Origin of the sequence: Granulicella mallensis (assembly GCF_014203225.1) — a bacterium.
Lineage (GTDB): Bacteria > Acidobacteriota > Terriglobia > Terriglobales > Acidobacteriaceae > Granulicella > Granulicella mallensis_A.
In genome coordinates, this window is sequence record NZ_JACHIO010000002.1 from 20457 (window position 1) to 46616 (window position 26160).

17 protein-coding genes are annotated in these 26160 nt (G+C 56.3%); 15 read left to right on the forward strand and 2 right to left on the reverse strand.

Annotated features, from left to right (window positions below; translation table 11 throughout):
• The first annotated feature begins 85 nt into the window (after positions 1–85).
• The 9 genes from HDF15_RS02040 to HDF15_RS02080 all read left to right on the forward strand — a co-directional run bounded on the left by HDF15_RS02040 (position 86) and on the right by HDF15_RS02080 (position 12907).
• Positions 86–832 (forward strand): copper homeostasis protein CutC, encoded by a 747-nt coding sequence (locus HDF15_RS02040; protein WP_184252605.1) that lies wholly within the window; start codon positions 86–88, stop codon positions 830–832.
• Between the two features lie 178 nt (positions 833–1010).
• Positions 1011–2144 carry a TIGR03435 family protein gene (locus HDF15_RS02045; protein ID WP_184252606.1) on the forward strand — a complete coding sequence of 378 codons (1134 nt, stop codon included), beginning with the start codon at positions 1011–1013 and terminating at the stop codon, positions 2142–2144.
• A 51-nt stretch (positions 2145–2195) separates the two neighbouring features.
• Positions 2196–3020, forward strand: coding sequence for a TIGR03435 family protein (locus HDF15_RS02050; RefSeq protein WP_184252607.1), 825 nt, complete (start codon positions 2196–2198; stop codon positions 3018–3020).
• A 42-nt stretch (positions 3021–3062) separates the two neighbouring features.
• Positions 3063–3920, forward strand: a complete 858-nt coding sequence (locus HDF15_RS02055; RefSeq protein ID WP_184252608.1) for a TIGR03435 family protein — start codon at positions 3063–3065, stop codon at positions 3918–3920.
• Positions 3921–4063: 143 nt separating this feature from the next.
• Positions 4064–4450 carry a BlaI/MecI/CopY family transcriptional regulator gene (locus HDF15_RS02060; RefSeq protein WP_184252609.1) on the forward strand — a complete coding sequence of 129 codons (387 nt, stop codon included), beginning with the start codon at positions 4064–4066 and terminating at the stop codon, positions 4448–4450.
• Positions 4447–6555, forward strand: a complete 2109-nt coding sequence (locus tag HDF15_RS02065; RefSeq protein WP_184252610.1) for a M56 family metallopeptidase — start codon at positions 4447–4449, stop codon at positions 6553–6555. The genes HDF15_RS02060 and HDF15_RS02065 overlap by 4 nt, the downstream gene beginning before the upstream one ends.
• A 195-nt stretch (positions 6556–6750) precedes the next feature.
• Positions 6751–7695 (forward strand): TIGR03435 family protein, encoded by a 945-nt coding sequence (locus tag HDF15_RS02070; RefSeq protein ID WP_184252611.1) that lies wholly within the window; start codon positions 6751–6753, stop codon positions 7693–7695.
• A 150-nt stretch (positions 7696–7845) separates the two neighbouring features.
• Positions 7846–10779: a TonB-dependent receptor gene (locus HDF15_RS02075; RefSeq protein WP_311733013.1), complete on the forward strand. Its 2934-nt coding sequence runs from the start codon at positions 7846–7848 to the stop codon at positions 10777–10779.
• 1 nt (position 10780) lies between these two features.
• Complete coding sequence (locus HDF15_RS02080; protein ID WP_184252613.1) at positions 10781–12907, forward strand: VWA domain-containing protein; 2127 nt, start codon at positions 10781–10783, stop codon at positions 12905–12907.
• Between the two features lie 74 nt (positions 12908–12981).
• On the opposite strand, the gene HDF15_RS02085 is transcribed toward HDF15_RS02080, so the two are convergent.
• Entirely contained in the window at positions 12982–13659 is a 678-nt protein-coding gene (locus HDF15_RS02085; RefSeq protein WP_184252614.1) for a MarC family protein, read from the reverse strand.
• A gap of 149 nt (positions 13660–13808) precedes the next feature.
• Between HDF15_RS02085 and HDF15_RS02090 the strand changes: the two genes are divergently transcribed.
• The 6 genes from HDF15_RS02090 to HDF15_RS02115 all read left to right on the forward strand — a co-directional run bounded on the left by HDF15_RS02090 (position 13809) and on the right by HDF15_RS02115 (position 25086).
• Positions 13809–15725 (forward strand): CocE/NonD family hydrolase, encoded by a 1917-nt coding sequence (locus HDF15_RS02090; RefSeq protein WP_184252615.1) that lies wholly within the window; start codon positions 13809–13811, stop codon positions 15723–15725.
• A gap of 91 nt (positions 15726–15816) precedes the next feature.
• Positions 15817–16857: an L-glyceraldehyde 3-phosphate reductase gene (gene mgrA, locus HDF15_RS02095; protein WP_184252616.1), complete on the forward strand. Its 1041-nt coding sequence runs from the start codon at positions 15817–15819 to the stop codon at positions 16855–16857.
• A gap of 128 nt (positions 16858–16985) precedes the next feature.
• On the forward strand, positions 16986–19511 hold the full coding sequence (locus HDF15_RS02100) for a phosphocholine-specific phospholipase C (protein WP_184252617.1): 2526 nt from the start codon (positions 16986–16988) through the stop codon (positions 19509–19511).
• 116 nt (positions 19512–19627) lie between these two features.
• Positions 19628–20266, forward strand: a complete 639-nt coding sequence (locus HDF15_RS02105; RefSeq protein ID WP_184252618.1) for a flavin reductase family protein — start codon at positions 19628–19630, stop codon at positions 20264–20266.
• Positions 20267–20409: 143 nt separating this feature from the next.
• A complete protein-coding gene (locus tag HDF15_RS02110) occupies positions 20410–22932 on the forward strand; it encodes an amylo-alpha-1,6-glucosidase (RefSeq protein ID WP_184252619.1) in 2523 nt (840 codons plus the stop codon).
• A gap of 342 nt (positions 22933–23274) precedes the next feature.
• Entirely contained in the window at positions 23275–25086 is a 1812-nt protein-coding gene (locus tag HDF15_RS02115) for a chloride channel protein (protein WP_260330776.1), read from the forward strand.
• A 56-nt stretch (positions 25087–25142) separates the two neighbouring features.
• Here HDF15_RS02115 and HDF15_RS02120 read toward each other — a convergent pair whose 3' ends face one another.
• Positions 25143–26135, reverse strand: a complete 993-nt coding sequence (locus HDF15_RS02120) for an amidohydrolase family protein (protein WP_260330777.1) — start codon at positions 26133–26135, stop codon at positions 25143–25145.
• Between the last annotated feature and the right edge of the window lie 25 nt (positions 26136–26160).

Here is a 26160-nt window from a genome sequence, read left to right on the forward strand (position 1 = left end):
CTTGCAGCCCCGGTGCGGCGCATCGGGGCTGCGAGCTTCACCGCTTTCAAAGAATTGAAATGTTTCATTTCGTCCGTGTGATTTAATGCGCAAGATTGTCTTTGAACTTTGTGCGGAGAGTATCCAGGCCTGCCTCGCAGCACGCGAAGGAGGGGCGGACCGCATCGAACTTTGCTCCGCGCTCAGTGAGGGCGGCCTCACACCCAGCCACGGTCTTATCCGTGCAGCGGTTCTGCGCAGCGAGCTCCCCGTGCATGTCCTGCTGCGGCCTCGCGGCGGCGACTTCCTCTATACGGAGGATGAGTTTAATCTCATGCGGGAAGACCTCTCTCATGCACGCACCCTTGGGGCTACGGGCTTCGTCCTCGGTATTCTCCGTGCCGATGGCACGGTGGATGTCGAGCGCACCCGTGAACTGGTAGAGCTGGCTGCACCGTTGGAAGTCACGTTCCATCGGGCCTTTGACTACACCGTCTCTCTTGAGCAAGCCCTCGAAGATATCCTTGGCACAGGATGCAGACGTATTCTCACTTCGGGTGGTGAACCCGATGTTCTGGCGGGAGCCGGTAAGCTGGCGCAGTTGGTACAGCAAGCTGCTGGACGAATTGAAATCGCTGTCGGCGGAGGTCTCCGCATCAAGGACGCAATCGCCCTCGCTCGAGCTACTGGTGCGAACCATTTCCATGGTTCACTCCGCAGTAGCGAAGCCAGCGGAATGCAGCATGAACGCAACTGGGTGCTGGAGGAAACAGACCAGTTCGATGGCACATCACGCTTCGTGGTGGACGTCGCGGACGTTCAGGCTATGATCGGCAATCTCCGCAACGCATAAGTTGTTTCGATACAAACACAGAAGACGCCGTGCCTCTGCATGGCGTCTTTCTTGTGTGAGAGTTGCCGATTTTCGATCCCATTTTCCTACAGCACATCGTCTAACTGCTATAAAGACACAACGCCGTTTTCTTGCCGAGCCCTGGTCGAAGTCTGCAACAGGTTTCAGGAGATTGTGTATGAAGAAGATGATTCTGTGGATCATCGCGTTCTTAACGTTATCGGGGAGCGCGTTGTTTGCTCAGGACATTACCGGCGCATGGCAGGGGACGTTGACGCCGCCGAATGGTAAAGACCTGCGAATCGTTATGACGATCTCGAAGGACGATGGCAAGTTGAAGGCTGTTATGAACAGCATCGATCAGGGCGGACAGCCCTTCAAGGCTTCGTCTGTGACATTCGCCGATTCAACGTTGAAGGTCGAACTCATCATTGGCAACTACGAAGGCAAGCTGAGTCCGGACGGCAAGTCGATTGCGGGAAGCTGGATCCAGGGCAGTCCACGGCCACTGAATCTGGTACGAGCGACCAAGGAGACAGCATGGGAGATTCCAGCACCTCCGGCACCTCCGAAGTTGATGGCAGCAGATGCAGACCCGGCGTTTGATGTCGCGACGATTAAGCCGAACAACTCTGGATCCCCGAGCATGCAAGGGCTCTTTGTGAGAGGGCGTAACTTTACCATCCGCAACGGCTCTCTGGGAGATCTGATTGCATTTGCCTACAACGTGCAGATGAAACAGATCATAGGTGGCCCCGATTGGGCTGAAAAAGACCGCTACGACATCGATGGTGTGCCCGATCAGGAGGGTGTTCCCAACGACAAACAGCTAAGAAGCATGATGCGGAAGTTGCTGGCGGACCGCTTCAAGCTCACTTTCCATCACGACAAACGAGAGCTTTCGGCCTTCGTGCTTACGGTAGGAAAAGACGGACAAAAGTTAACGCCTACGCAGCTGAATGGTCCACTCCCTGGGTTTGGTATGCGGCCAGGATCCGGCGGTGTGACCATGAACGTGATCAATTCGACGATGGAGGATTTTACGAGTTTCATGCAGATGCTCGTGTTGGATCGCCCTGTTGTAGATCAGACAGCGATTACAGGCAGGTACGACTTCAAGTTCACGTTCACACCTGATGACTCGCAGTTCAACGGCCATCCACCGAAGTTGCCGCCGCAGACCGATGCGACAGAAACTGCTCCCGATCTCTTTCAAGCCCTGCAAGCTCAGGCAGGCCTGAAGTTAGAGGCTAAGAAGACACCCGTCGACGTGATCGTTATCGACAAGGTGGAGAAGCCCTCTGCGAATTAGCAGAGGGTAAGTACTTCGTCTGACAATATCGAAGAGAGTCTCGTTCGCGCTATGAATAAACGGTCCATACGCAGGCAAATTTATATTCCAGTATTTGCGGTTGCACTGCTGTGCGCCGCCGCGAATGCATCGTCACAAAGCTCGCCCAGTCCATCCACCACCTCGAAGACCGCGAACACCGAGGTGAAGGCGCCGGATTACGATGTTGTTTCCGTCAAGGAAAGTAAGTCTGCCGAGTACGCAATGCTGTCGACGTATATGTCCGATGGCTTTCAAGCAACGAATACTTCGCTGGAGGTACTCATTGCTTATGCCTATGGGATTAGACAGGATCTTATCTCCGGCGCTCCCGGCTGGGTGAGTTCAACTCGCTTTGATCTCCAAGCCAAGGTCACCGGCGCAGATGTAGATACCTTCAAGAAGTTGTCTCCAGAGCAGCTCCAAGCGATGCTTCAGTCTCTACTTGTCGATCGCTTCAAGCTGAAGATCCACCTCGAAACAAAGGTGCTGCCTATCTATGAACTGGTAAAGGAAAAAGGCGGATTCAAGATCAAAGAGGCACAACCATCATCCCCGAGTTTTCGAGGATTGGGGCCCGGTATGTTCAAGGGAGGGGCCGTAACACTTCAGGACCTGGCCGGCGAGTTGTCCTCTTCCATGCAGCGTACGGTGCTGGACAAGACCGGGATCGCCGGCAAGTACGATATCGATCTCAAATGGAATCCCGGGGAAGGAGAGGCTGCCGATGTCTCCGCGGATGCAGGGCCGACTCTCTTTACCGCGCTGCAGGAGCAACTCGGCTTAAAACTCCAACCGACAAAGGGGCCCGTCGAGACTCTGGTGATCGATGCTGTCGAAAAACCTTCAAAAAATTAGTGAGTACCAGTAATAGCCATGAAGAAGAGGATCGATCAAGGTATGAGCAAAATCATTGCGAAGACGGCAGTTTGCCTTGCGCTGCTAGCCGTACTGCTCATGATTCCGATAAGCAGATTGTTTGGGCAGGCGATCTCAAGTCAAAGTGGAACGCCTCCTCGGCCCGTCGGCACAGAAGCTACAGCACCTGCATACGATATTGTCTCGATTAAGCCCAACAAGTCCGACAGCGGGAACATCAGCGTCAACACCAACGACGACAGCTATTCTGCGACAAACGTCTCATTGAAGATGCTTCTTGAGCACGCCTACGACATAAAAGAAGATTTAGTCTCTGGCCTGCCCGGCTGGGCAAACTCCGCACGCTTCGATGTCAAAGCAAAGATCGTCGAACCAGACGCAGAGGTTCTGAAGAAGCTTAGTCGCAAACAACGCCGGTCAATGATCCAGCAACTGCTGATGGACCGTTTCCAGCTCAAGGCCCACACCGAAACCAAAGTGCTTCCCCTCTACGAGATGGTCCTCGTCAAAGATGGTCCAAAGTTCAAGGAGTCCGCACCTGAGGGCTCTCCTGAAGATAAAAGCCCGAACGGCGTGGGGCGTGGAGGCGTGACAGTCTACAACACAGAACTTACGGCTCATGCTGTTTCTTTGGCGATCTTGGCGAATATGTTAGGGGATCGACTGCATCGCACCGTCGCTGATAAGACCGGGCTTACAGGTAAGTACGATCTCCTGTTGGAGTGGGCGCCTGAGGATGATCAGGATGCTTCTTCCGAATCCTCCGCGGCCCCCTTCTTCACTGCCTTGCAGGAGCAGCTAGGCCTCAAACTGCAACCTTCCAAAGGTCCAGTAGACACACTCGTCGTCGACCACGTCGAGATGCCTTCGGCAGATTAGACAGTCAAGACTGTTCGCCTTAGATCTTTGGCGGCATTGACGAACGAATCAATTTTCTTCATACCTTCTTGCATCCAGTCAAACGTCCGTGGTAGTTTCTACCACAGATGTAGTAGAGAAAAACACAGGGGTAGTTGCTAAAGATGCCGGGACCCAAATTGACGAAGCTCGAACTGCGGATCATGGAGACGCTTTGGACCCGAGGCGAGTCCTCTATCCGCGAGATCCAGGAAGCTTTTCCTGAGAAGGGAAGACCTGCCTATACGACGATCCAGACGACCATGTATCGCATGGAAGAGAAGAAGATACTGCGGCGCGTCAGGAAGGTCGGAAACTTCCATGTCTTCGAAGCAAGCATCTCTCGCAACGCAGCTCAGCGCAGGTTGGTCGACGACCTGTTGGCTCTGTTTGGCGGCCGCACCCAGCCCGTCATGGTGCATCTGATCGAGTCCGGCAAGCTCACGTTGGAGGATGTAAAGGAAGCAGAGAAGACATTGCGGAGCCTTTCTGCAAAGGAGAAGAAGCTATGACGATCCTGTCATTCTGGAATGAAACCTGGACCGCGGCGGTGGTCAATCATCTCTGGCAGTCGACCGTTGTGGTGCTCATGGCGTGGCTTCTCACGCTGGCTCTGCGAAACAATCATGCTAGGACGCGCTACTGGATATGGATGATTGCGTCCCTGAAGTTTCTAGTTCCATTCTCACTTCTTATTGCGGCCGGTGAATCGCTGCGCGCGAAGATGGCCACTCCTATTCAACAGCCGGCATTCGCAGACATGATGGAGCAGTTCACGCAGCCCTTTGCGCAGACTGCGGCCTCTGCCACTGCTACTTCTTCCGTTGCCGCTCATGCTGGCACAGCTTCTGCTGCAGCTTTGTCCCACACAGAGGTTTGGCCGGTGATACTGCTTGCAGTCTGGCTGTGCGGCGCGCTGGCTATCGTGTTTTCCTGGGCACGCAGTTGGTGGAAGGTTCGCACTATCGTCAGTGCTTCTACCCAGACGACGCTGCTGGGCGATTTGCCTGTTCTCTCCTCTTCCAAGCTGCTTGAGCCTGGTGTCTTCGGCATCGTTCGCCCTGTGCTTCTGTTGCCGAAGGGAATTGATGAACGTCTCACTCCGCCGCAGTTCGGCACGATCATCGCTCATGAGATGTGCCATATCCGCAGACGCGACAACCTCACTGCGGCCATCCACATGATCGTGGAAACGCTCTTCTGGTTCCATCCTGCGGTGTGGTGGATCAAGGCTCGGCTGTTGGATGAGCGTGAGCAGGCCTGCGACGAAGCCGTACTGCAGTCGGGTAATGACGCTCCCCTCTATGCCGAGAGCATCCTCAATGTCTGCAAGTTCTACGTCGAGTCGCCGCTGGCTTGTGTCTCAGGAATTACCGGGGCGGACCTGAAGCGGCGCATCGTGCGAATCATGACCGAGCAGGTAGCGCGGAAACTCGATCTCGGCAGAAAGCTTCTGCTTGGTATCGCTGCAATCGTTGCAGTGACGACGCCGGTTGTCCTTGGCCTGGTGCATATCAATCATGTGCAAGCCCAGGTCACAACTGAGAATGCAACAGGCAGTGTTGGTACCTGGCAGGGCACCTTGCATGGCGATCGAGATCTCCGGCTCATTGTGAAGGTCTCGAAGGATGATGGCAAGTTGAAGGCTGTCATGTACAGCATCGATCAGGATGCTCGACCGATGAGCGCTTCTTCTGACGCATTGGATGATTCGACTTTCAAGGCTGAGTGGTTCTTCGGAAAATACGCAGGGAAGCTGAGTGCGGATGGTAAATCCATCGTAGGAACCTGGAGCCAGGGGCCCACCCCGCGGCCGCTGACTCTGGTGCGTGCGACGACGGAGACAGCGTGGGAGATTCCGGCGTTTGTGCCGAGGAAGGCGATGGCGGTAGATGCCGATCCCTCTTTTGATGTGGCGACGATTAAACCGAATAACTCCGGGTCTCCAAACGTGCAGGGTATTGGCTTTAACGGTCATGATGCCACCTCAAACAACACGTCTCTGGTCGATCTGATCTGCTTTGCATACAACCTTCAGGCAAAACAGGTCGTAGGAGCGCCGGATTGGTCGGACAAAGATCGTTACGACATCGTGGCCACAGTAAATGTAGAGGGAGATCCGGACTCTAAGCAATTAAGGACTGTATTTCAGAAGCTGCTGGCCGATCGGTTTCAATTGAAGTTCCATCACGACAAGCGAGAGCTCTCGGCGTTCGTGTTGACGGTTGGAAAGGACGGACCGAAGCTGACTCCAACTCAATTTCCCGGACCTGGGGGAGGCTTCGGGTTGAGGCCAGCTCCTGGGGGAGTAACCATCCCTGTGGCAAATTTCACAATGACGCAGTTTGCGGACGCCCTGCAAATGCTGGTGGTTGACCGGCCAGTGGTCGATCAGACAGGGCTTTCAGGAAAGTACGACTTCAACCTTACCTTTGCGCCCGACGAGTCACAATTCAAGGGGCATCCGCCGATCCCGGTTACAAAGGCGCCCGAAGGCGTTGAAGAGGCGCCAGGATTCTTTGAGGCAATCCAGCAACTTGGGTTGAAACTGGAGGCAAAGAAGACTGCAACCGAGGTGCTTGTCCTCGATCGCATCGAAAAACCTTCCGCAAACTAGCGAGTGGCGATGACATCGTCAGACTTGCTTCGTCTGACGAATATCGAAGTCAAAGTTGGGACCATCTGTGCCATGAGCGAACTCGTTGTGCACGGGAAAGTAATGTCTAAGCTTATAGCCTGAGTCAAGAAAAGGACCATCAGGATGTTGACCGAACATGCCGGGCACAAGCTATGGGGTCGAAAAAGGCATTCGATGATTACGTTGGGGTTGATCGTTGTAGCCATACAACTTGTGCCTTCAACCCAAAGCCGCGCACAATTGCCACCGGCTATGCCCTCAACGGAGACATCCGGTGGCCAAAAGATTCAATTCGACGTGGCCTCCGTCAAGCAGAACAAATCTGACGACAAGCCGAAGTCTAACTTTCTTCTGGGGCCTGGTGATGTCTATGCTCCCAATGGAGGCTTGTTCTCGGCGAGCAGTACCCCTTTGATCGTGTACATTGCTTTTGCCTACAAGCTGACCAACAATCAGTTGCAATTTCTCCGGTCTGGGTTGCCGGACTGGGTTTCATCCGATCGGTTTGATATCCAGGCACGATCGGAAGGCTCTCCCACCAAGGACGAGATGCGCTTGATGATGCGATCTCTGCTCGCGGATCGTTTCAAGTTGACGGTCCACAACGAGACTCGGCAGGTTCCCGTGCTCGCCCTTTTACTGTCGAAGCCAGAAAAGATGGGCCCGAGACTCCGCCCCCACCCAAACGACTCCTCCTGCTCTACGACACTTGCACCTGAACCAGATCGCGGTTCCAGCGCTGCACCCTCGTCAACGGCCGATGGGTTTCCCCAGACCTGCGGGGGCCCTGTATTGATTCCGGCGAGCGCCCCCGGCCGCCTAAGCGTCGGCGCGCGCAATGTGACTATAGGATTGATCGCAAGCGCATTGCCTGATTGGGGAGCTTTAGGACGGCCTGTTCTGGATCGGACCGGACTGAGTGGAACCTTCGATTTCACGCTTGAGTGGGCTCCTGAAACTCATCATTCCATGCCATCTGGCATGGACACGCCCTCTGATACGTCAGGACCGACGTTTCTTGAGGCTTTGAAGGAACAACTCGGGCTAAAGCTCGAGGCACAAAAGGGTCCCGTGGATTTTATTGTTGTCGACCATATTGAACATCTCTTCTTGAACTAACGTATAGATCATGAGAGACCTTCGGAGAATGAGCTGCGGATGACGTATTCGATATTGTCGCAACGAGTGAGCAGATATCTTCGCCTCTTTTGTCTTCTTGCATGTCTATTTACATCCGGTTTAGCTGTAGCGTCGGAGCATCATGGCCAGGTGACCTTCAATGGTCTGCCGGTCCCGGGTGCGACGATCACGGCTACGCAGGGCAGCAAGAAATTCGTCGCCATCTCCAACGAGCAGGGAAACTACGCTTTTGCGGATCTTCCGGATGGCTCATGGAAGATTGAAGTTGAGATGTCGTGCTTCTCGCCAGTCGAGCAGGATGTCACGATCTCTTCCAATATGCCGTCCATCAAGTGGGAGTTGAAGATGCTTCCGCTCGATCAGATCATCGCGCAGACTAAGATCATTAAAGCGCCACCAGTACCGCCGCCCAGCCCCAGCGCCGCAGCTGCACCGGGCAAGATTGATGCGCCCAAGCCCGCTGAGAATGCGGTTCTGCCAAAACCGGCCGACTCCTCCAACCAGCAATCCTCTGACGGCTTCCTCGTCAACGGTAGCGTGAACAATGCGGCGACGTCGCAGTTCACACTCGCCCAGGCATTCGGAAATACGCGCAAGGGATCAAAGAGTCTCTACACGGGTGGGCTTGTTCTCATCCTGGATAACTCAGCACTCGATGCGCGGCCTTATTCGTTGAGCGGACTGGACACCCCGAAGTCGGCCTACAATACGATCACCGCAGGCCTGACCTTTGGCGGCCCGCTGAATATTCCCCACCTGATGCCTCGCGGTCCTAATTTCTTTGTTGCCTACCAACTGACACGCAGCACGACCGCAACGACAGACACCGGGTTGGTCCCCACAGCGGACCAGCGCGGTGCCACCCCCATTGATCCTGTAGCCCAGGCTCTGTTGGCGCTCTATCCCTTGCCCAATGTGGCGGGAAGTTCGCTCTACAACTATCAGATTCCGGTCCTCAACAACTCGCATCAGGATGCGCTGCAAACGCGTCTCGATAAGTCCATCGGACATAGGGACGAGGTCTATGGCAGCTTCGCCTTTCAGAGCATCCGTGCGGACGGCTCCAATCTCTTCGGCTTTCTCGATACAACCGACACGCTGGGCATTAACACGACGCTCAACTGGCAACACCGCTTCAATCACAGCCTCTATCTGAATACCGGGTTTCGCTTTAGCCGCTTGAGAACGCAGGTGACGCCTTACTTTGCAAACCGTACCAACATATCCGGGTTGGCGGGTATCTCGGCCAACACTCCTGCGACTCCTTACGGGAACAACCAGGACCCCACCAACTGGGGTCCTCCGTCCCTTACCTTTTCGAGCGGAATCGCCTCGCTCACGGATGCACAGAGTTCCTTCAACCGCAACCGCACCGATGGCATTGCACCCTCCTTGGAGTGGTATCGAGGGCATCATAACTTTACCTTCGGCACCGACTTCCGCAGGCAGGAGTTCAACTACCTCTCGCAACAAAACCCGCGCGGCTCCTACACTTTTACGGGCGCTGTAACGGGCGTTTCAGACTTCGCCGATTTCGTTGCCGGCATTCCGGACACGAGCCAGATCGCCTTTGGCAACGCGGATAAATATTTCCGGCAATCCGTCTATGCAATCTACGCGACGGACGACTGGAGAATCAGGCCGGACCTCACCCTCAACGTCGGCGTTCGCTGGGAGTATGGCGCGCCCATCACTGAGTTGAAGGGACGGCTCGTCAATCTGGATGTCGCTTCAGGCTTTTCAGCCGTTGCGCCGGTATTAGGCAGCAGTCCTACCGGCCCGCTGACGGGCCAGAGCTATCCTACTTCGTTGATACGGCCGGACAAGAGTGGTGTCGAACCTCGTCTTGGGCTTTCATGGCGCCCCATCCCGGGATCTTCCATGGTGGTTCGTGCAGGCTATGGAATCTACCAGGACACGTCGGTCTACACAGGGACTGCGCTGCAACTAGCGCAGCAAGCCCCACTCTCAACCAGCCTGAATGTGCAGTACAACAGTGCTACCTGCAGACTGTCGCTCGCTAACGGATTTATTCCATGCCCTCCGACGACGGAGGATTCATTCGCCGTCGATCCGAACTTCCGCGTAGGCTACGCGCAGACCTGGCAGGTTGCGGTACAGCGTGACCTGCCTGCTGCGCTGCAGATGACTGCAACTTATCTCGGGATCAAGGGTGCGCATGGTGTGCAGGAGTTCTTGCCGAACACCTATCCCATCGGCACCGTCAATCCATGCCCCTCTTGCCCTCTGGGCTTTGTGTACCGCACCTCCAACGGAAGCTCCACGCGCCAGGCTGGAAGCATTCAACTGCGGCGCAGACTGCGTAGCGGTTTTACCGCTTCTTTGCAATACACCTTCTCTAAATCGATCGATGACGACTCCGTGCTTGGAGGCCAGGGGCCGGTAGCTGCCGGTGCGGTGAGCCAGGCCGCGGCGAACGCATCCATAGCGCAGAACTGGCTCGACCTGGACGCAGAGCGTGGGCTTTCGACCTTTGACCAACGGCATCTGCTGAACGCTACATTTCAGTACACGACCGGCATGGGGCTTGGTGGCGGAACTTTGCTGACCGGATGGCGAGGAAGGGCGTTCAAAGAGTGGACGGTTGTAGGTCAGATCGTTGCAGGCAGCGGTCTGCCGGAGACACCGATCTATCTCGCAGCCGTACCCGGCACAGGTGTAACGGGCAGCATCCGTCCGGATAGAAGCTCCGAGCCGATCCATGTAGCAACTGGAGGGCGTTTTCTAAATCCCGCAGCCTATACCGCCCCTCAACCCGGACAATGGGGAGATGCGGGAAGAGACTCTATTACCGGCCCAGGAGAGTTTACCTTCAACCTTTCACTCGCGCGGACCTTTCGCGTGACCAAGCGTTACAACCTCGATATACGAGTAGATTCCACCAACTTGCTCAATCATGTTGTCTTCAGCAGTTGGAATACGATACTGAATCCGGCTACAGGCGCCGTTTCGAATCCGGCCTTGAGTAGTCCTCTCTTTGGGACACCGACTTCTCCCAATCCCATGCGCAGCCTGCAAACCACCGCGAGATTGAGGTTCTAGTATGCGATCGATACTCATCACATTCCTTCTCGCGACGGTTGGTTTCAGCACAGGCGCTGGTGCCCAGACAATCGGCCAGAATAAAGATCCGGAAGCGCCAAACACCTTTACGCTGTCGGTGCGGTCTCAGTTGGTTGTTGAGACGGTTGTCGTCAAAGATAAGCAGGGCAATCCTGTCCCCGGTCTCACGGCGCAGGATTTCACGCTTACCGAGGACGGCGTGCCGCAGAAGATTCGCTTCTGCGAGCATCAGGTGCTTCCGACGAACCCTCTTCCGGTCGTACCGGTTCCTGCCGGCAAGGAAGACATCAAGATCTATAACCGGCTTGCTCATACCCAAGTTGCGCCGGAGTCCACCGATAATCTCAGGTACAAAGACCGCCGCCTTCTCGCGCTCTACTTCGATATGAGCGCCATGCGCCCCGCCGAGCAGTTGCGTGCTCTGAGCGCGGCCGAGAAGTTCGTTCGCACCCAGTTAACTGAAGTCGACCTTGTCTCGATCCTGCGCTACCAGGGAGGCTCGGTGGATGTGCTGCAAGACTTTACTGCCGATCGAAATAAGCTTCTCAGCATTTTGGAAACATTGATCGTTGGAGAAGGCCAGGGCTCGGTCGAGTCCGTCGATGACGCCAGCAGTGCCGACACCGGAGCCGCCTTCGGTCAAGATGATGGTGAGTTCAATGTCTTCAACACCGACCGCCAGCTCTCCGCGCTGCAGACCGCGGCGAACATGCTGGGCCAGCTAAGCGAGAAAAAATCACTGATCTACTTTGCCAGCGGCCTGCGGCTGAATGGCGTCGATAACCAGGCGCAGCTTCATGCCACTGTCGATGCAGCGATCCGCGCAGGCGTTTCGTTCTGGCCCATCGACGCGCGTGGCCTCGTTGCGGGAGCTCCACTCGGCGATGCCACGCAGGGCTCGCCCGGCAATCAGGGGATGTACACCGGCGCCGCGGCACTAGCGACGACGGGCAACTTTCAGCAGTCGCAAGACACACTCTTCGCGCTCGCCGGCGATACCGGAGGCAAGGCGCTGCTGGATTACAACGACCTGACGAAGGGAATCGTACAGGCGCAGCAGGCCATCTCCGACTACTACATCATCGAGTACTACACCTCCAACCCCTCTCTCGACGGCCGCTTCCGCAAGATCAAGGTCACCCTCAACAAGGATGCCAACGCCAAGCTCGACTACCGGCAGGGATACTTCGCCGGTAAAGTGTTCAGCAAGTTTTCGGTCGCCGACAAGGAGCGCCAACTCGAGGATGCCCTCATGCTGGGCGATCCCATCACTGAACTCACTGTCGCGATGGAGATCAATTACTTCCAACTCAATCGTGCGGAGTACTTCGTTCCTATCATGGTGAAGATTCCCGGGCGTGAACTGGCGCTGGCCAAGCGTGGAGGAGCCGACCATACGCTCATCGACTTTGTCGGAGAGATCAAGGATATCTACGGCGGCATTACCGTTGAGAACATGCGTGACAACGTCAACATCAAGCTGAGCGATGCCACTGCCAGCGAGCTTAGCCATCGGCCGATTGAATACGATGGAGGCTATACGCTGTTGCCCGGCAAATACGCCATCAAGTTCCTGGCTCGTGATGACGAGACGGGAAGAATTGGTACCTATCAGACAAACTTTGTCATTCCAAACCTGAATAAAGAAGACAAGCGTGTCCCTATCAGCTCTGTAGTTCTAAGCAGCCAGCGCGTCGAGATGAAGGACGCTCTTTATGACGCCGCGAAGAGCAAAGATCAGATCAAGCAGGCAGCCGTTAATCCGCTGGTACAGGATGGGAAGAAGCTGATTCCGAGCGTAACGCGAGTCTTCAACAGTGGCCGGGAGATGTACGTCTATCTGCAGGCTTACGAGCAGGCCGCTACAACGCCCAAGCCGCTCGTCGCGTTCGTAAGTTTTTACCGTGACCAGGCAAAGGTCTTTGAGACGCAGCCCATAGCCGTTACTCCTGCGGCCGGAAGCCACCTGGGCATGGTGCCTCTCAACTTCAGCCTTAGCCTGCCGCCTCAGCTTTCACCTGGTGAATACGATTGTCAGGTGACCGTACTTGATCCAACAGATATGAAGAGCACGTTCTGGCAGGCTCCTATCAAGATTGTGCAGTAGTCATGGTGCGTACGAATCGGAAGGGCTCGGTTTTGACCTTGCCCTTCCGGTTCTTGCCGCAGCAGAGTGCTTGTCTATCTCTTAAGCACAGAGGCAAGCAGTACGGAGAGGCCGTTCCAGGCAATCTGGACGCCAATGCTCAACAGGATGAAAGCCACGACTCGTAGGATTCCGTGCGCCGTGGACTCCGAGATCGAAGTTGTGATCTTTGGAGCGTAGGCATAGCAGAGATAGATCAGCGCGCTGAGAACGATGACTGCCAGAAATATTCCAAGATGGCCCAGCACATTCTTTGAGAGAACTGGATTTGAAGCATGTGCACTGAGTGTCAACATCACAACGAGCGTCCCGGGACCTGCCGTCACAGGAAATGTGAACGGGTAGAAGGCTTTTTCTTCGAGGTCCCGCGTCCCAGCGTCGACTTGAGCCTCCATCTCCGCCTGCTTATTCTTTACGTTTGCATGGGCATCGTTTTCGTTGAGAAGCGACCAACCTATAGCCGCAATGACGATGCCGCCCGAAACCTGCACGATCGGAAGAGAGACTCCAAAGAAATTGAGGATAGCCGAGCCTACAACCTCGATAACCGAGAGGAAGATGACCGTATTGATAGCTATTTTGCGCGCCAGCGATCGATAGACCTCCGGCGGCTCAGGGCCCACGAGACCGACAAAGACCAGGGCCGACCCTAGCGGGTTGATTAACGGGAGCATCGCGCTAAAGGCGAGCAGAAAAAAAGTCCAGAGCAGCAAGGCGTTCTCCACGAGTGGGGCTTAGTGCATTGTTACGCAGGAATGAGGTTCCGTCGATACATCTTGATATACTGCGAATCAGCTCGCAGCAGGGATACCACTCCAATCGCATCGCATCCAGTAAATCTTTTGAGAAATAAGGACGGCTCATGCCTTTTACTCCCCGTACTCTTACCCTCGCCCTGACAGCCCTGTCGCTGGGACTATCTGCCTTCGCGCAAACCCCGACCACGACTCCGGATATTCCGGCGAAGTTCACCGCTCCGAAGGACGACTACGACTACGTGAAGCGTGTGGAGATGGTCCCCATGCGCGATGGGGTCAAGCTTTATACCGTGATCGTAATTCCCAAGAGCGCGACCCACGCTCCGATCCTGCTGACTCGCACACCCTATAACGCTGCAGGCCGTGCGGCTCGGACGGAGTCTCCCCACATGCTGGATGAGTTGCCGCAGGGCGACGATGTCTTCGTCAAAGCTGGCTATATCCGCGTCTTTCAGGACGTACGCGGCAAGTATGGCTCCGAGGGCGAGTACCTCATGACTCCGCCGCCGACCGGCCCTCTCAATCCCAAGGGTCCGAATGACACGACAGACGCCTACGACACCATCGACTGGCTGGTGAAAAACATCTCGCAGTCCAACGGCAAAGTCGGCATGCTCGGCTCTTCGTATGAAGGATTCACGGTCGTGATGGCACTCATCCACCCGCATCCGGCGTTGAAGGTCACGGCTCCCGAGAGCCCCATGGTCGACGGCTGGATGGGCGATGACTGGTTCCACTATGGAGCCTTTCGCCAGGTCAACCTTGATTACTACATCGAGCAGACAACGGCTCGTGGAGGCGGTCCTGCTATTCCGCGCGAAGGGTATGACGAATACACCAACTTCCTGCGGAAGGGCTCTGCGGGAGACTTTGCCCGCGCTGGGGGCCTCGGACAGCTTCCGTTCTGGAAGAAGGTAGACGAGCATCCCGCATACGATGCCTTCTGGCAGGGACTGGCTCTCGATAAGGTCATGGCGGCACAGCCTCTCACTGTACCCACGATGTGGTTGCAGGGGCTATGGGACCAGGAAGATATGTGGGGCGCTATCCACAGCTACGCCGCGGTTGAGCCCAAGGATACAGCTAATGACAAGAACTACCTGGTGATGGGCCCCTGGCGGCACAGCCAGGTGAACACTGAAGGATTCTCCCTTGGGCCGCTGCTCTGGACCGGGGATACCACGCTACAGTTCCGGCGCGATGTGCTGCTGCCATTCTTCAATCAGTACCTGCTGGATGGAGCGCCAAAGGCTGACACTCCTCCCGTGCTGATCTACAACACCGGCGAAGACCATTGGGACCGCTTCAAGTCGTGGCCTCTGAGCTGCGAGACGAATTGCCCGTCGAAGCCTCGCGCGCTTTATCTGACGGCTAACGGTGGCTTGTCGTTCGATAGCCCAAATACTGCTAGCCTCAAGTTCGACGAATACGTCTCTGATCCGGCGAAGCCTGTGCCGTACAGACCGCGTCCGGTATTCACCGGCGACGGCGATGGCTGGAAGACATGGCTGGTTACCGATCAGCGCTTTGTCGATGGCCGCCCGGATGTTCTCACCTATGAGAGCGAATCGCTCACCGCTCCATTGCGTTTGAGTGGCGCGCCACAGGTAAGCCTGTACGCCTCCACTAGTGGAAGCGATAGCGACTGGGTCGTAAAGCTGATCGATGTCTTTCCCGACACGGTGCCCTCAAAGCCGTCGATGGGCGGATATGAACTATCGGTCTCTTTGGACATCTTTCGCGGCCGCTATCGCACCAGCTTTGAGCATCCCGAAGCCATCGTTTCGGACAAGCCGCTGCTCTATCACTTCGGCCTGCCCACGGTGAACCATGTCTTTCTACCGGGACATCGGGTGATGGTGCAGGTGCAGTCCACCTTGTTCCCGCTCTACGATCGCAATCCGCAGAAGTTTGTGCCGAACATCTTTGACGCGAAGCCTGCGGACTATCAAAAGGCAACGCAGCGCATCTGGCACACGCCGGGAGAAGCCAGCTTTATCAGCTTGCCGGTTGCACCCTAGAAACGATCGATTACCAAACGCTCTCCGCCGACAGTTATGATTCTGTCAGCGGAGAGCGCCTGGCTTACCGCAGTCAAGGAGATTTAGACAGATGAGTTATGTAGCTGAGACAAAGCGATACGAGGGTGCGCAGTTTCGCCAGTGCGGTCGATCGGGAATTGTGCTGCCACCGGTGTCGCTGGGGTTGTGGCAGAACTTCGGCGGCACGGACGTCTTCGAGACGGGCCGCGCGGTCGTACGGCGTGCATTCGATCGGGGCATGACGCACTTCGATCTTGCGAATAACTATGGGCCCCCGTATGGATCGGCGGAGGAGAACTTCGGCCAGATTCTGCGCAAAGATCTTCACCCGTATCGGAACGAACTCATCATCTCGTCGAAGGCCGGCTGGGATATGTGGCCCGGCCCCTATGGCATGGGCGGATCGCGCAAGTATCTGCTGGCGTCTCTCGATGAGAGCCTGCAGCGCATGGGACTGGAGTACGTCGATATCTTCTACTCGCACCGTCCCAGCCTGGATGTGCCGCTTGAAGAGACGATGGGAGCTCTCGCACACGCCGTGCGACAGGGCAAAGCTCTGTACGTGGGCATCTCGTCTTATAGCCCGGAGCGCACGCGAGAGGCAGCGAAGATCCTGCGGAGTGAAGGAGTGCCGCTGCTGATCCATCAACCCTCCTACTCGATGCTGAATCGCTGGATCGAAACGGAGTTGCTGGACACCCTGGAGGATGTGGGTGCCGGCTGCATCGCGTTCTCTCCACTCGCCCAGGGACTACTGACGAACAAGTATCTCAATGGAGTTCCTGAGAACTCGCGCGCCAAGTCGGGAGGCGCGGGAGGATCGTTCCTGCAGTCGTTCCTGAATGAGAAGAATCTCAAGCAGGTGCGAGCTCTGAATGATATGGCTCAAGGCCGCGGACAGACGCTCGCCCAGATGGCGATTGCGTGGGTGCTGCGCGACCAGCGAGTTACTTCAGCTCTTATTGGTGCACGCAATGTCGAGCAGCTTGATAACTCGCTTGATGCGGTGAAGAAGCTTGACTTCACACAGGATGAGTTGGATGCCATTGATCACCACGCTCAAGAGGGTGGAATCGATCTATGGAAGGGCGCTCGTGAAGGAACGGAGTAGAGGTACGTACATGTACATCAATGGCCTGGCTTCAGCAGAAGCCAGGCCATTGATTTTTTCCGCAATAGCCGTACTGTTTCACCTAGCCTTAACGCGACTACACACTCAATTGTGAAAAGATGAAAAACATGGCGCATACACGACGTGATTTTCTTAAGGTTGCAGCAATGTTGTCAGGAGCTGCAGGCGTATCTGGCTTTCTTCCCGATTCCATTCAACGGGCTTTTGCCATCGAGCCGGAAGCCGGTTCTACCTATCTGGACGCCGAGCACATCGTTATCCTGATGCAGGAAAATCGCTCCTTCGACCACGCACTGGGAACGCTGCAAGGCGTTCGTGGGTTCAACGATCCGCGCGCTATCCGTCAGGCCAATGGCAACTCCGTGTTCGTACAGACCAATGCCGCCGGAGAATCGTATGCTCCCTGGCGATTGGATATCCGAGATACGCGCGTTACCTGGATGGGATCCATTCCTCACTCTCGTAACAGCCAGGTCGATGCCTGGAACGAGGGACATCACGACGGATGGATCGAAGCCAAGCGCGCGTATTCGCCTGAGTACTCCCACATTCCTCTCACGATGGGGCACTACACCCGCAAAGACCTGCCGTTCTACTACGAGCTCGCGGATGCCTTTACGGTATGCGACCAGAACTACTGCTCCGTCATGACCAGCACGACACCGAACCGCAGCGTCTTCTGGACCGGGACTGTGCGCGATGAGCAGCGTGCCGACTCCAAGGTCTTCATGCGCAACGACGAGATCATGAGCGGCGGCATGACCTGGAAGACCTATCCGGAGCGCCTGCATGAAGCTGGGATCAGTTGGAAGCTCTATCAGAATGAGTTGACGAACTCCGGCGGCATGAGCAGAGAAGAGTCGGCATGGCTGTCCAACTTTGGCACGAACGTCCTGGAGGCTTTTGCGGCTTACAACATCGAAGCTTATCCGGGAAGCGTTCTGGCGATGCAGCAGCAGATCGCCTCGCTCACAAAGCAGATGACGAAGCTTCAGCAGACGGTAGCCAACGAACAGGACCCGGAGGCTGCGGCACGAATCCACATCCGGATCGAAGGCGATCAAAAGCGCATAGAGAAGATCAAAGCCTCACTGGCGAATAGCGGTGAAGCTCGCTACAAACAGCTCACACCCCAGCAACGTTCGCTTCATGATGCCGCCTTCGTCACGAATGCGAATGATCCTCACTACAGGTCCCTGGACTCCATTGACTTCGAAGATGCAGGGAAGCCGTTGACGATGGAAGTCCCCAAGGGAGACATTCTGCATCAGTTCCGTCAGGATGTGAATGAGGGTAAGCTCCCCACGATCTCCTGGCTGAGCTCGCCGGAGAAGTTTTCAGATCATCCGACATCGCCCTGGTACGGCGCATGGTACGTCTCCGAGGTCATGGACATCCTGACCAAGAACCCCGAGGTCTGGAAGAAGACGATCTTCATTCTTACCTATGACGAGAATGACGGTTACTTCGATCACGCACCCTCCTTCGTAGCCGCCGACCCCAAGCGTCCGCAGACGGGCCGCGCCTCGGAAGGCATCGATACCGGTCTCGAATACAGCTATGCGAAGGACGAACTGGTCCAGGGCGTGCCCGAAAAGGAAGCGCGCTCCGGGCCCATCGGTATGGGCTTCCGTGTGCCCATGATCGTTGCGTCTCCCTGGAGCCGCGGCGGTTGGGTCAACTCCCAGCTCTTCGATCACACCTCGACGCTCATGTTCCTGGAGGAGTTCGTACAGAAAAAGCACGGCAAGACGGTCAGGGAAGAGAACATCAGCGCATGGCGCCGTTCTATCTCCGGCGACCTCACCTCCTGCTTCCGTCCTCACGATGCCAAGGAGACCAAGCTCGACTTTCTCGACCGGAACAAGTTCGTTGTCAGCATCCAGCAGGCTCGCTATAAAGAAGTACCTTCGAACTACAAGAAGCTGACGTCTGAACAAATAGCGGAGATCAACCGCAACCAGACGAGCTCCGACTTGATGTCTCATCAGGAGAAGGGCATTCGCCCGGCGTGCTCGCTGCCCTACGAACTTTATGCAGAGGGCAAGCTAAGCGCAGACGGCAGCAAGTTCGAACTGCACATGAAGGCCGGCAACGACGTCTATGGAAAGCGCGCAGCCGGTGCTCCCTTCAATGTCTATCTGCGCAATACGAAGGGTGACGCGACTCCCGGAATGATGGTTGCAACCTATGCGGTGAAACCGGGCGATACGCTCTCCGAGGAGTTTCCGCTGTCGCTCTTTGCGGACGGCCGCTACTCGATCGACGTCCACGGACCGAACGGCTTCTATCGTTCCTTTACGGGCGAGCCTCAGGCGACCGGCCTGCAGGCGCGCACCTCCTACGAGCGGCAGAGTTCGCACCTGACAGGCAATGTACAGGTCCTCCTGCATAATCCCGGAACCCAACCCCTCAAGGTCGCGGTACTGGATAACTCCTACAAGACTGGTACTGTGAACAAGACGATCCGTGCCGGGCATGAGATGTCTGTTGTCCTGAATCTCAAGCACAGTCATGGCTGGTACGACTTCACCGTGACGGCGGACGGCGCAACGTCTGCAGCCCGCTATGCAGGCCGTGTAGAGACAGGCCGCTCCAGCTTTAGCGACCCTTTGATGGGTGGCCTCGTATAACGTCATCGCTTCATAAATAATGAAAGGGTCAGAGGCCTAGCCTTTGACCCTTTCATTTTGCATTGCACCTTCTGCGAAAAGCTCTAAGCTGGAACGAACAAGGAGATACCTATTCCATGCAATTCGATCTGGAACAAGTTGCTGCAAGTGTCACCTATAAGTTGTTGATTGGTCTCGTTGCGCCGCGGCCCATTGCGTTGGTTACCAGCATGAATGAGGATGGCAGCCTGAATGCGGCACCCTTTAGTTCTTACAACTATCTGTGCACCGATCCACCGATTATCGGAATGGGCGTCACAAATCGCCCGCAGGAGCATTTTGTTCCCAAGGACACGGCCAGAAACATTCGGCGTACGGGCGAATTCGTCGTAAATGTCGTGACCGAGGACCTGGCGCAGCAGATGAACATCTGCGCCACCGACTTTCCCGCCGAGATCAATGAACTGGAGATGGCTGGCTTGACCACGGCACCCTCCCAGTCGGTGAAGGTACCCCGTATCGCACAGGCGCATGCGGCACTCGAATGCAGGGAATTTACGACGATGGAGATTGGCCGCTCACGCATCATCCTTGGCAGGGTCGTTGCGATTTATATCGAAGACCAGTATGTAGACCCAGCCGGTCCCTACGTAAAGGCGGAAGAGTTGCACGCGATCGGCCGGATGAACGGTCTTGGAGCCTACGTGAAGACGAGGGACGCCTTCATGACGATTCCCCGAATCTCTTACGCAGAGTGGAAGGACGGTAAGCGGTAGCGGTACCCCCAGAATCCTCAGAATCGTGCAGCACAAGAGAATCCATGCCGTTTCACCCGTCAAATACAGCAGAGTACGGTGAAATATAGTGACAGCGCGGTGTCTCTTTTGAAAGGCTGTTACTGTGTGGGGCTCAAGACTCAATGCTCAAGATCTTTCTTCTGGCTCAATTCGTCTTCTTCTCTCTGGGACTGCAAGCTCAAACGTCACCCTCTCTCGCGCAGTTTCAGCTGGAGAACGATTCGCTGGCGATCCACCATGTAGCTCAACCGCAACAGCCCTTTACGCTGGTGGGAGAGCATGCCGCCATTCTGGGAGAGCAGGACGGAACCTTTGAGCTCTGGCTCATGCCTATTCAGGTTTTGCGCAATGCCCACCTGACGGCACGGCTCCAAGGCTATGATTTCCCCATCGAGCTGAACAAGCTTGCGACCGATGTTGACGTCGAACCTGACCATACGACGATCACATACTCCCATGCAGCCATCACGGTGCGGCAGCATATGTTCCTGCCCAGAACAGGAGCCTCGGGGATTGCATCCGCGGTGGTTCTCTTTGAGGTTCACGCGGTCCGGCCCGCGCAGATCACGCTGACCTTCGATCCCTCCATGACGATGGAGTGGCCTGCTCCCAACTTCGGGCCCACCAATGCCGGGTGGAGGGAGCGGCCAGGCGGAAGCGGCTATGTTCTGCAGACCAATAGCCCCGGACTCTATGGTGTAGTCGCCATGCCGGGCGCGACGCATGGAGAGATTCGCCCCTACCAGGAGCGCGCAGCGGAGCCACCAGCCGTCCTGACCTTCTCCTACGACCCAAAGCGCGATGACCACACCTTCTACCCGTTGCTTTGCGGCGTCTCCGACGCAGGCGGCCTGAACCCACAGGCAAAGCAGGGAGCTGACCCGACGGGCGAGCTGCTCGACCGCGTTCTCGCACTCGAAGACCATATCCCCGAGCTCTATCGCTCGACAGCGGAGTACTACAAACACTTTTTTGACGAGCGCCTGGACGTAACGACTCCAGACCCCCAGTTCGATAAAGCTCTCCGCTGGGCTGAGATCTCGGTCGATCAATCGCGCACGCCGCTCGCGAAAGGTACAGGCATGACCGCAGGATGGCTTCCTGCCGGAACCACCGCTAGACCAGGTTATGGCTGGTTCTTTGGGCGCGACGCTCTCTGGTCGCTCTACGCGATCAACAGCTATGGCGACTTTCAATTCAGCCGGGGAGCCCTTGAATTTCTTCTGTCGCAGCAGAGAGCAGACGGCAAGATCATGCACGAGTTCTCGCAGACCGCCGGGCAGGTTGACTGGCGATCGATGCCGTACCAATACGCTGCAGCCGATGCCACACCCCTTCTGCTGATGGCAATGGACGATTACGTTCGCATGAGCGGTGATGTGGAGTTTCTTCGCGCCCACTGGCAGGAGATCCTGCTAGCCTATCGTTTCACCCGCGCGCATACGACAGAGGGTGCGATGGACAACTCGCAGGGCACCGGATGGGTCGAGGAGTGGCTGCCGCATAAGCCGGACCAGGAGATCTATATGGTTGCACTGGATGCCCAGGCCAACCTTGCCGTCTCACGGTTGGCAAAACTGATGGGCGACTCAAAGCTGGAAGCAGGTTCGCTCGAAACCGCGCGAACGGTGGAGGCGCGGCTTGCAGCCTATCGCTCTCCCACCGGGATCTACCGCTTCAGTCGCAATCATGACGGCTCCTTCGAGAATGTGCGATCGACCTTTCCGAGCGTAGCCTGGTGGACGGGCGACTTACATCCGGCGGAAGCGGACAAGACCTTTGCCGACTGGGAGGGAAGTCACTTCACCGTCGACTGGGGTGTCCGGTCCGTAGCCAACACGCAGACGATCTACGATCCGATCAGCTATCACCGCGGTTCGGTGTGGCCGCTCTATACCGGATGGACAGCCATGGCGGAGTATCGTACAGGCCGCAGTCTTGCTGCGTTCGAGCACCTGCAATCGAGCGTGAGACTAACCGACTTACAGGACCCCGGAGCCATTACGGAAGTGCTTTCGGGAGAGTTCTACCAACCGCTCGCACGGAGCAGCTCCCATCAACTGTGGTCCTCGGCGATGCTGCTGAGCCCGGCGATTCGCGGCCTCTTCGGCATCAATGCCGATGCCCTGAACCATCGGCTGACGATCTCTCCACAGCTTCCGGCGGACTGGAATCATGTCGCACTGCGCAATGTGACCGTGGGCAACACACGCTACAACGTAACGATGGATCGTAAAGGTCCCGAGCTTGTCATCGATGCAGACTCAACGGAAGCGACTGTTCTGTGTCTTACGGCTGCTACGAACAATACCCCCTGCAACGAGCCGCCCGCATCGCATCACTCCCTGCATCTACCGCTCACCCCTGTAGAGGTAAGCCTGGGTGAGGAAGCAGAGACGCGACAGGGGATGCAGTCACAGCACATGCACGTGCTCAACGAGCAGCGTGAAGCAAAGTCTCTGACACTCACCCTGGAAGCGCCTGGTGGGAGCGATCAAACTCTCAAAGTCCGTCGCAATATGGACCACGCGGATAAGGCGCCCTCTCTAATGGTTAGCGGAGGTGAGTTACATGGCGATCTGCTTCAGGTACATGCGCCTTCAGGCGAGGGGTATCAAACCATGAAGGTAACGATTCGATGGTAAAACCGTCGGCCCTTGCTGGTCGTCATCCCTAAACGGAGATGCTTCGTGCATAAAAGAAGAGGTCAGGCCCGTGAGCCTGACCTCTTCTTTATGTTTGAACCCGTTTCAAGGATGTTCCCAGCAATGTGAGCCTTAATAAGTCGTAATACGATATAATCTAGACATGCGGTGAGCACATCTCAATCCAGCGTCAATCGGAGAGATGCCACCAGCCGTTATTCGAGAACTCGCAATGTTTCATTACAGCCTGCGGAAGCTCCTTCGCTTCAGCGAGAAGGCAGCCAGACTTGTTCTGAGGATAGACACGGTCGTATAACCGGCAAGGAAATGTCACACAATTCAATGAAGACGACACAAGCAAAGCCGCAAAGAAGAATGGACAGGGTGCTGCAGCACCCGCTGCTACGAAAGTATTTGCCTTTGGTCCATGAAGACCTGGGCGTGATCTATTCGCGAGACCTGATCAAGTGGCTGATCATCGCCCCCATCATCGGTGTAACAACGGGCCTGGCCATCACAGCGATTGCCGTCATCATTCTCGGCAAGATGTGGCCTGCAGTGATGGCTTACTATCTGGGCCATCACTGGGCCATCGTTCCCAGCCTGGTTGCGGGCTTTGCTATCACCGGACTGATCATGCAGTACCTTACGCCCGATCCGGACGAGCACTCCACCGAGGAGATTATCCGCTCCTACCACGAGCATCAGGGCGATATCGACATGCGCCCCTTCTTCCCGAAACTACTCGCGGCGGTCACGACCGTCGGATTCGGAGGCAGTGCTGCGCTGGAGGGTCCGAGCATCTATGGCGGTGCCGCCATCGGGTCGTGGCTCTGGACGAAGCTGGGGCGGTTGAGACTGGATTCACGAGACCGCCGCATCATGTTGATCTGCGGCGCGGCCGCCGGCATGTCAGCTGTCTTCCGCGCGCCACTCACAGGTATTGTCTTTGCCCTCGAGATGCCTTATCGGGATGATCTCGCACACGAGGCCCTGGTGCCTTCTCTGATCGCCTCCGTCGTCTCTTTTGTAACCATGAGTTCTTTCCTCGGCGGAACGCCACTCTTCAACTTCGCCGGCGGCTCATCGTATACAGGCAAAGATATCGTCTGGTGCGCACTGCTTGGCGTGATCATCGGCTTGATCGCCATGGCGTTTGTGGTGACCTTTCGCCGCGCCCGGACCTTCTTCGTCAAGAACGGGTTGCCCCATTGGTTGAAGCTCGCCATCGGAGGCCTTTTAACCGGGCTGTGCGGCATCCTCTTCCTGCATCTCTACCACGGTACGTTGATGCCGATCGGCCCAAACTACGAGGCCGTGGGAGAGATCCTGGGTAAACACCATAGCTCCGGCGAGCTTCTTATCTTCAGTGCGCTGAAACTTGCCGCCACGCTATTCACCCTTGCCGTTGGCGGCGTCAGCGCCATGTTCGTCCCCCTCTTTCTGACCGGCGGAGCTATCGGAACGGCCTTCGCTCAATCCATCGTCCATAGTCCTGCGCTTGGGCTGTACGCTGCCGTAGGCATGGCCTCTTTCATCTCGGCGGGGTATAAGACCCCTCTGGCCGCAGTCGTGTTTGTGGCAGAAGCAACGGGTGGTCATGCCTTCATCATCCCCGCTCTCATTGGAGCCGCCGTGGCTTATGCGGTCTCCGGAGATGCCTCTGCCTCAGGCGATCAACGTCTGCATGAAGGGGTAAAGATTCAGGAACTGGGAGACATCTTTGTCCGCGAGGTCATGCAGCGGCAGATGGTTTCAGTGCAGGCATCCTTAACGCTCCGTGAGTTTGCCAGCACTCTGTCCCCACACCATCGCCACGAGGTATTTCCTGTCTTTGAAGATCAGGAGCTTCTGGGAACGGTTGCACTTTGGTCGATAGCCCAGGTCCCCGTCGACAAATGGAGTACGACAACCGTCAGGGAGATCACCGAGCTGGACCCCCAAACGATTTCTCCTGAGTGCGATGTGATGGAAGCCCTCCGGCTACTTGCACAGGAGCACCAGCAACCCATATTGCTGGTCATCTCGAAAGAGGGCCGGATGGAAGGGGTTGTGACAAAGTCAGACATACTTCAGGCACTAACGATTCGAAGAGATCCTGCACCAGGGGCCAACCACGAAATAGAGCCCTTCGATCCTATCTCGGCAAGTTAATCCAGAGGAGCCTCAGCATTGATGCATGAGATCGATGCTGAGGCTCCGCTGGAGCGCTACAAGCCAAGAAGTGCCTCAGCATTTCGATGGACGAGCTTGGCTAGATCTTCTGATGAAAGCAGCTCCTGAAGACTATCCAGGTAGGCGCGGCCGCGGCCATTGGGGCTGAAGGGATAGTCGATGGAGAACATGAGGCGATCGATGCCGACAACATCCATTGCGCAACGCAGAGGCGGCTGGCTAAAGTAACCGCTGGTCGTCAGGTGAATATTGGACTTGAAGTAAGCAGCCACAGGTTGGCGCAGATGGGGCGCTGCCTGAGAGAGCACACCACTGGAGCGAGCGAGCGCATACGGCAGGCCCTCTCCCATATGGCCGATGATGAGCTGCAGGGAGGGGAATCGGTCAAAGAGGCCGGAGAGGATCAGCCGCAACGTATGAAGTCCCGTCTCCGCATGCCAGCCCCAGCCCGCAATCGAGAGCAGATGGCCAAGTTCTCCGGGGAGGCCTGAGAAGTACGCATTCTTAACGGGCTCGGGTGGCAGCGCAGGATGAAGATAGACAGGAACACCAAGATGGGCTGCAGCCTCGAAGATCGGAAGGAAGCGAGGATCGTCCAGAAATAAGCCGTCGGTAGTGCCATCGACGAGAGCACCGTGAAAGCCCAGTTGTGTGACACAACGCTCAAGCTCTACGGCTGCGGTATCGGGATCTTTCAGTGCGAGTGTGGCGAAGCCACCGAGACGGCTGGGGTGAGCACGAACGGCTTCAGCCAGTTCATCGTTGACGTCCCGGGCGAGCGCATTGGCCATAGCCGCGTCCAGCTGGTCAATGCCCATCGCAGCAAGGGAGAGAACTTGAAAATCGACGGCAGCCTCATCCATAGCCGCGACACGTCCCGCTCCGAGATCGAGAAGCTTTGGCTGTAGCGCCTCCATGTATGCAGGAAGATCTTTACCGTAAGCTCCTGTGGCACGGAGGAAAGACTCGGTAACAAAGTGCTCTTCAAGGGTAATCGTTCTCATATGGGAGTTGGACGAACTCCGCATACAAAAGGTTCCCGGGCATGTTCAC

Bases quoted from the DNA above. Each gene is read 5' to 3' on its own strand.
- HDF15_RS02045 (WP_184252606.1), top strand. From the start codon at position 1,011: ATGAAGAAGATGATTCTGTGGATCATCGCGTTCTTAACGTTATCGGGG.
- HDF15_RS02100 (WP_184252617.1), top strand. From the start codon at position 16,986: ATGGCGCATACACGACGTGATTTTCTTAAGGTTGCAGCAATGTTGTCA.
- HDF15_RS02060 (WP_184252609.1), top strand. From the start codon at position 4,064: ATGCCGGGACCCAAATTGACGAAGCTCGAACTGCGGATCATGGAGACG.
- HDF15_RS02110 (WP_184252619.1), top strand. From the start codon at position 20,410: ATGCTCAAGATCTTTCTTCTGGCTCAATTCGTCTTCTTCTCTCTGGGA.
- mgrA (WP_184252616.1), top strand. From the start codon at position 15,817: ATGAGTTATGTAGCTGAGACAAAGCGATACGAGGGTGCGCAGTTTCGC.
- HDF15_RS02050 (WP_184252607.1), top strand. From the start codon at position 2,196: ATGAATAAACGGTCCATACGCAGGCAAATTTATATTCCAGTATTTGCG.
- HDF15_RS02090 (WP_184252615.1), top strand. From the start codon at position 13,809: ATGCCTTTTACTCCCCGTACTCTTACCCTCGCCCTGACAGCCCTGTCG.
- HDF15_RS02105 (WP_184252618.1), top strand. From the start codon at position 19,628: ATGCAATTCGATCTGGAACAAGTTGCTGCAAGTGTCACCTATAAGTTG.
- HDF15_RS02080 (WP_184252613.1), top strand. From the start codon at position 10,781: ATGCGATCGATACTCATCACATTCCTTCTCGCGACGGTTGGTTTCAGC.
- HDF15_RS02120 (WP_260330777.1), bottom strand. From the start codon at position 26,135: ATGCGGAGTTCGTCCAACTCCCATATGAGAACGATTACCCTTGAAGAG.
- HDF15_RS02055 (WP_184252608.1), top strand. From the start codon at position 3,063: ATGAGCAAAATCATTGCGAAGACGGCAGTTTGCCTTGCGCTGCTAGCC.
- HDF15_RS02065 (WP_184252610.1), top strand. From the start codon at position 4,447: ATGACGATCCTGTCATTCTGGAATGAAACCTGGACCGCGGCGGTGGTC.
- HDF15_RS02115 (WP_260330776.1), top strand. From the start codon at position 23,275: ATGAAGACGACACAAGCAAAGCCGCAAAGAAGAATGGACAGGGTGCTG.
- HDF15_RS02070 (WP_184252611.1), top strand. From the start codon at position 6,751: ATGATTACGTTGGGGTTGATCGTTGTAGCCATACAACTTGTGCCTTCA.
- HDF15_RS02040 (WP_184252605.1), top strand. From the start codon at position 86: ATGCGCAAGATTGTCTTTGAACTTTGTGCGGAGAGTATCCAGGCCTGC.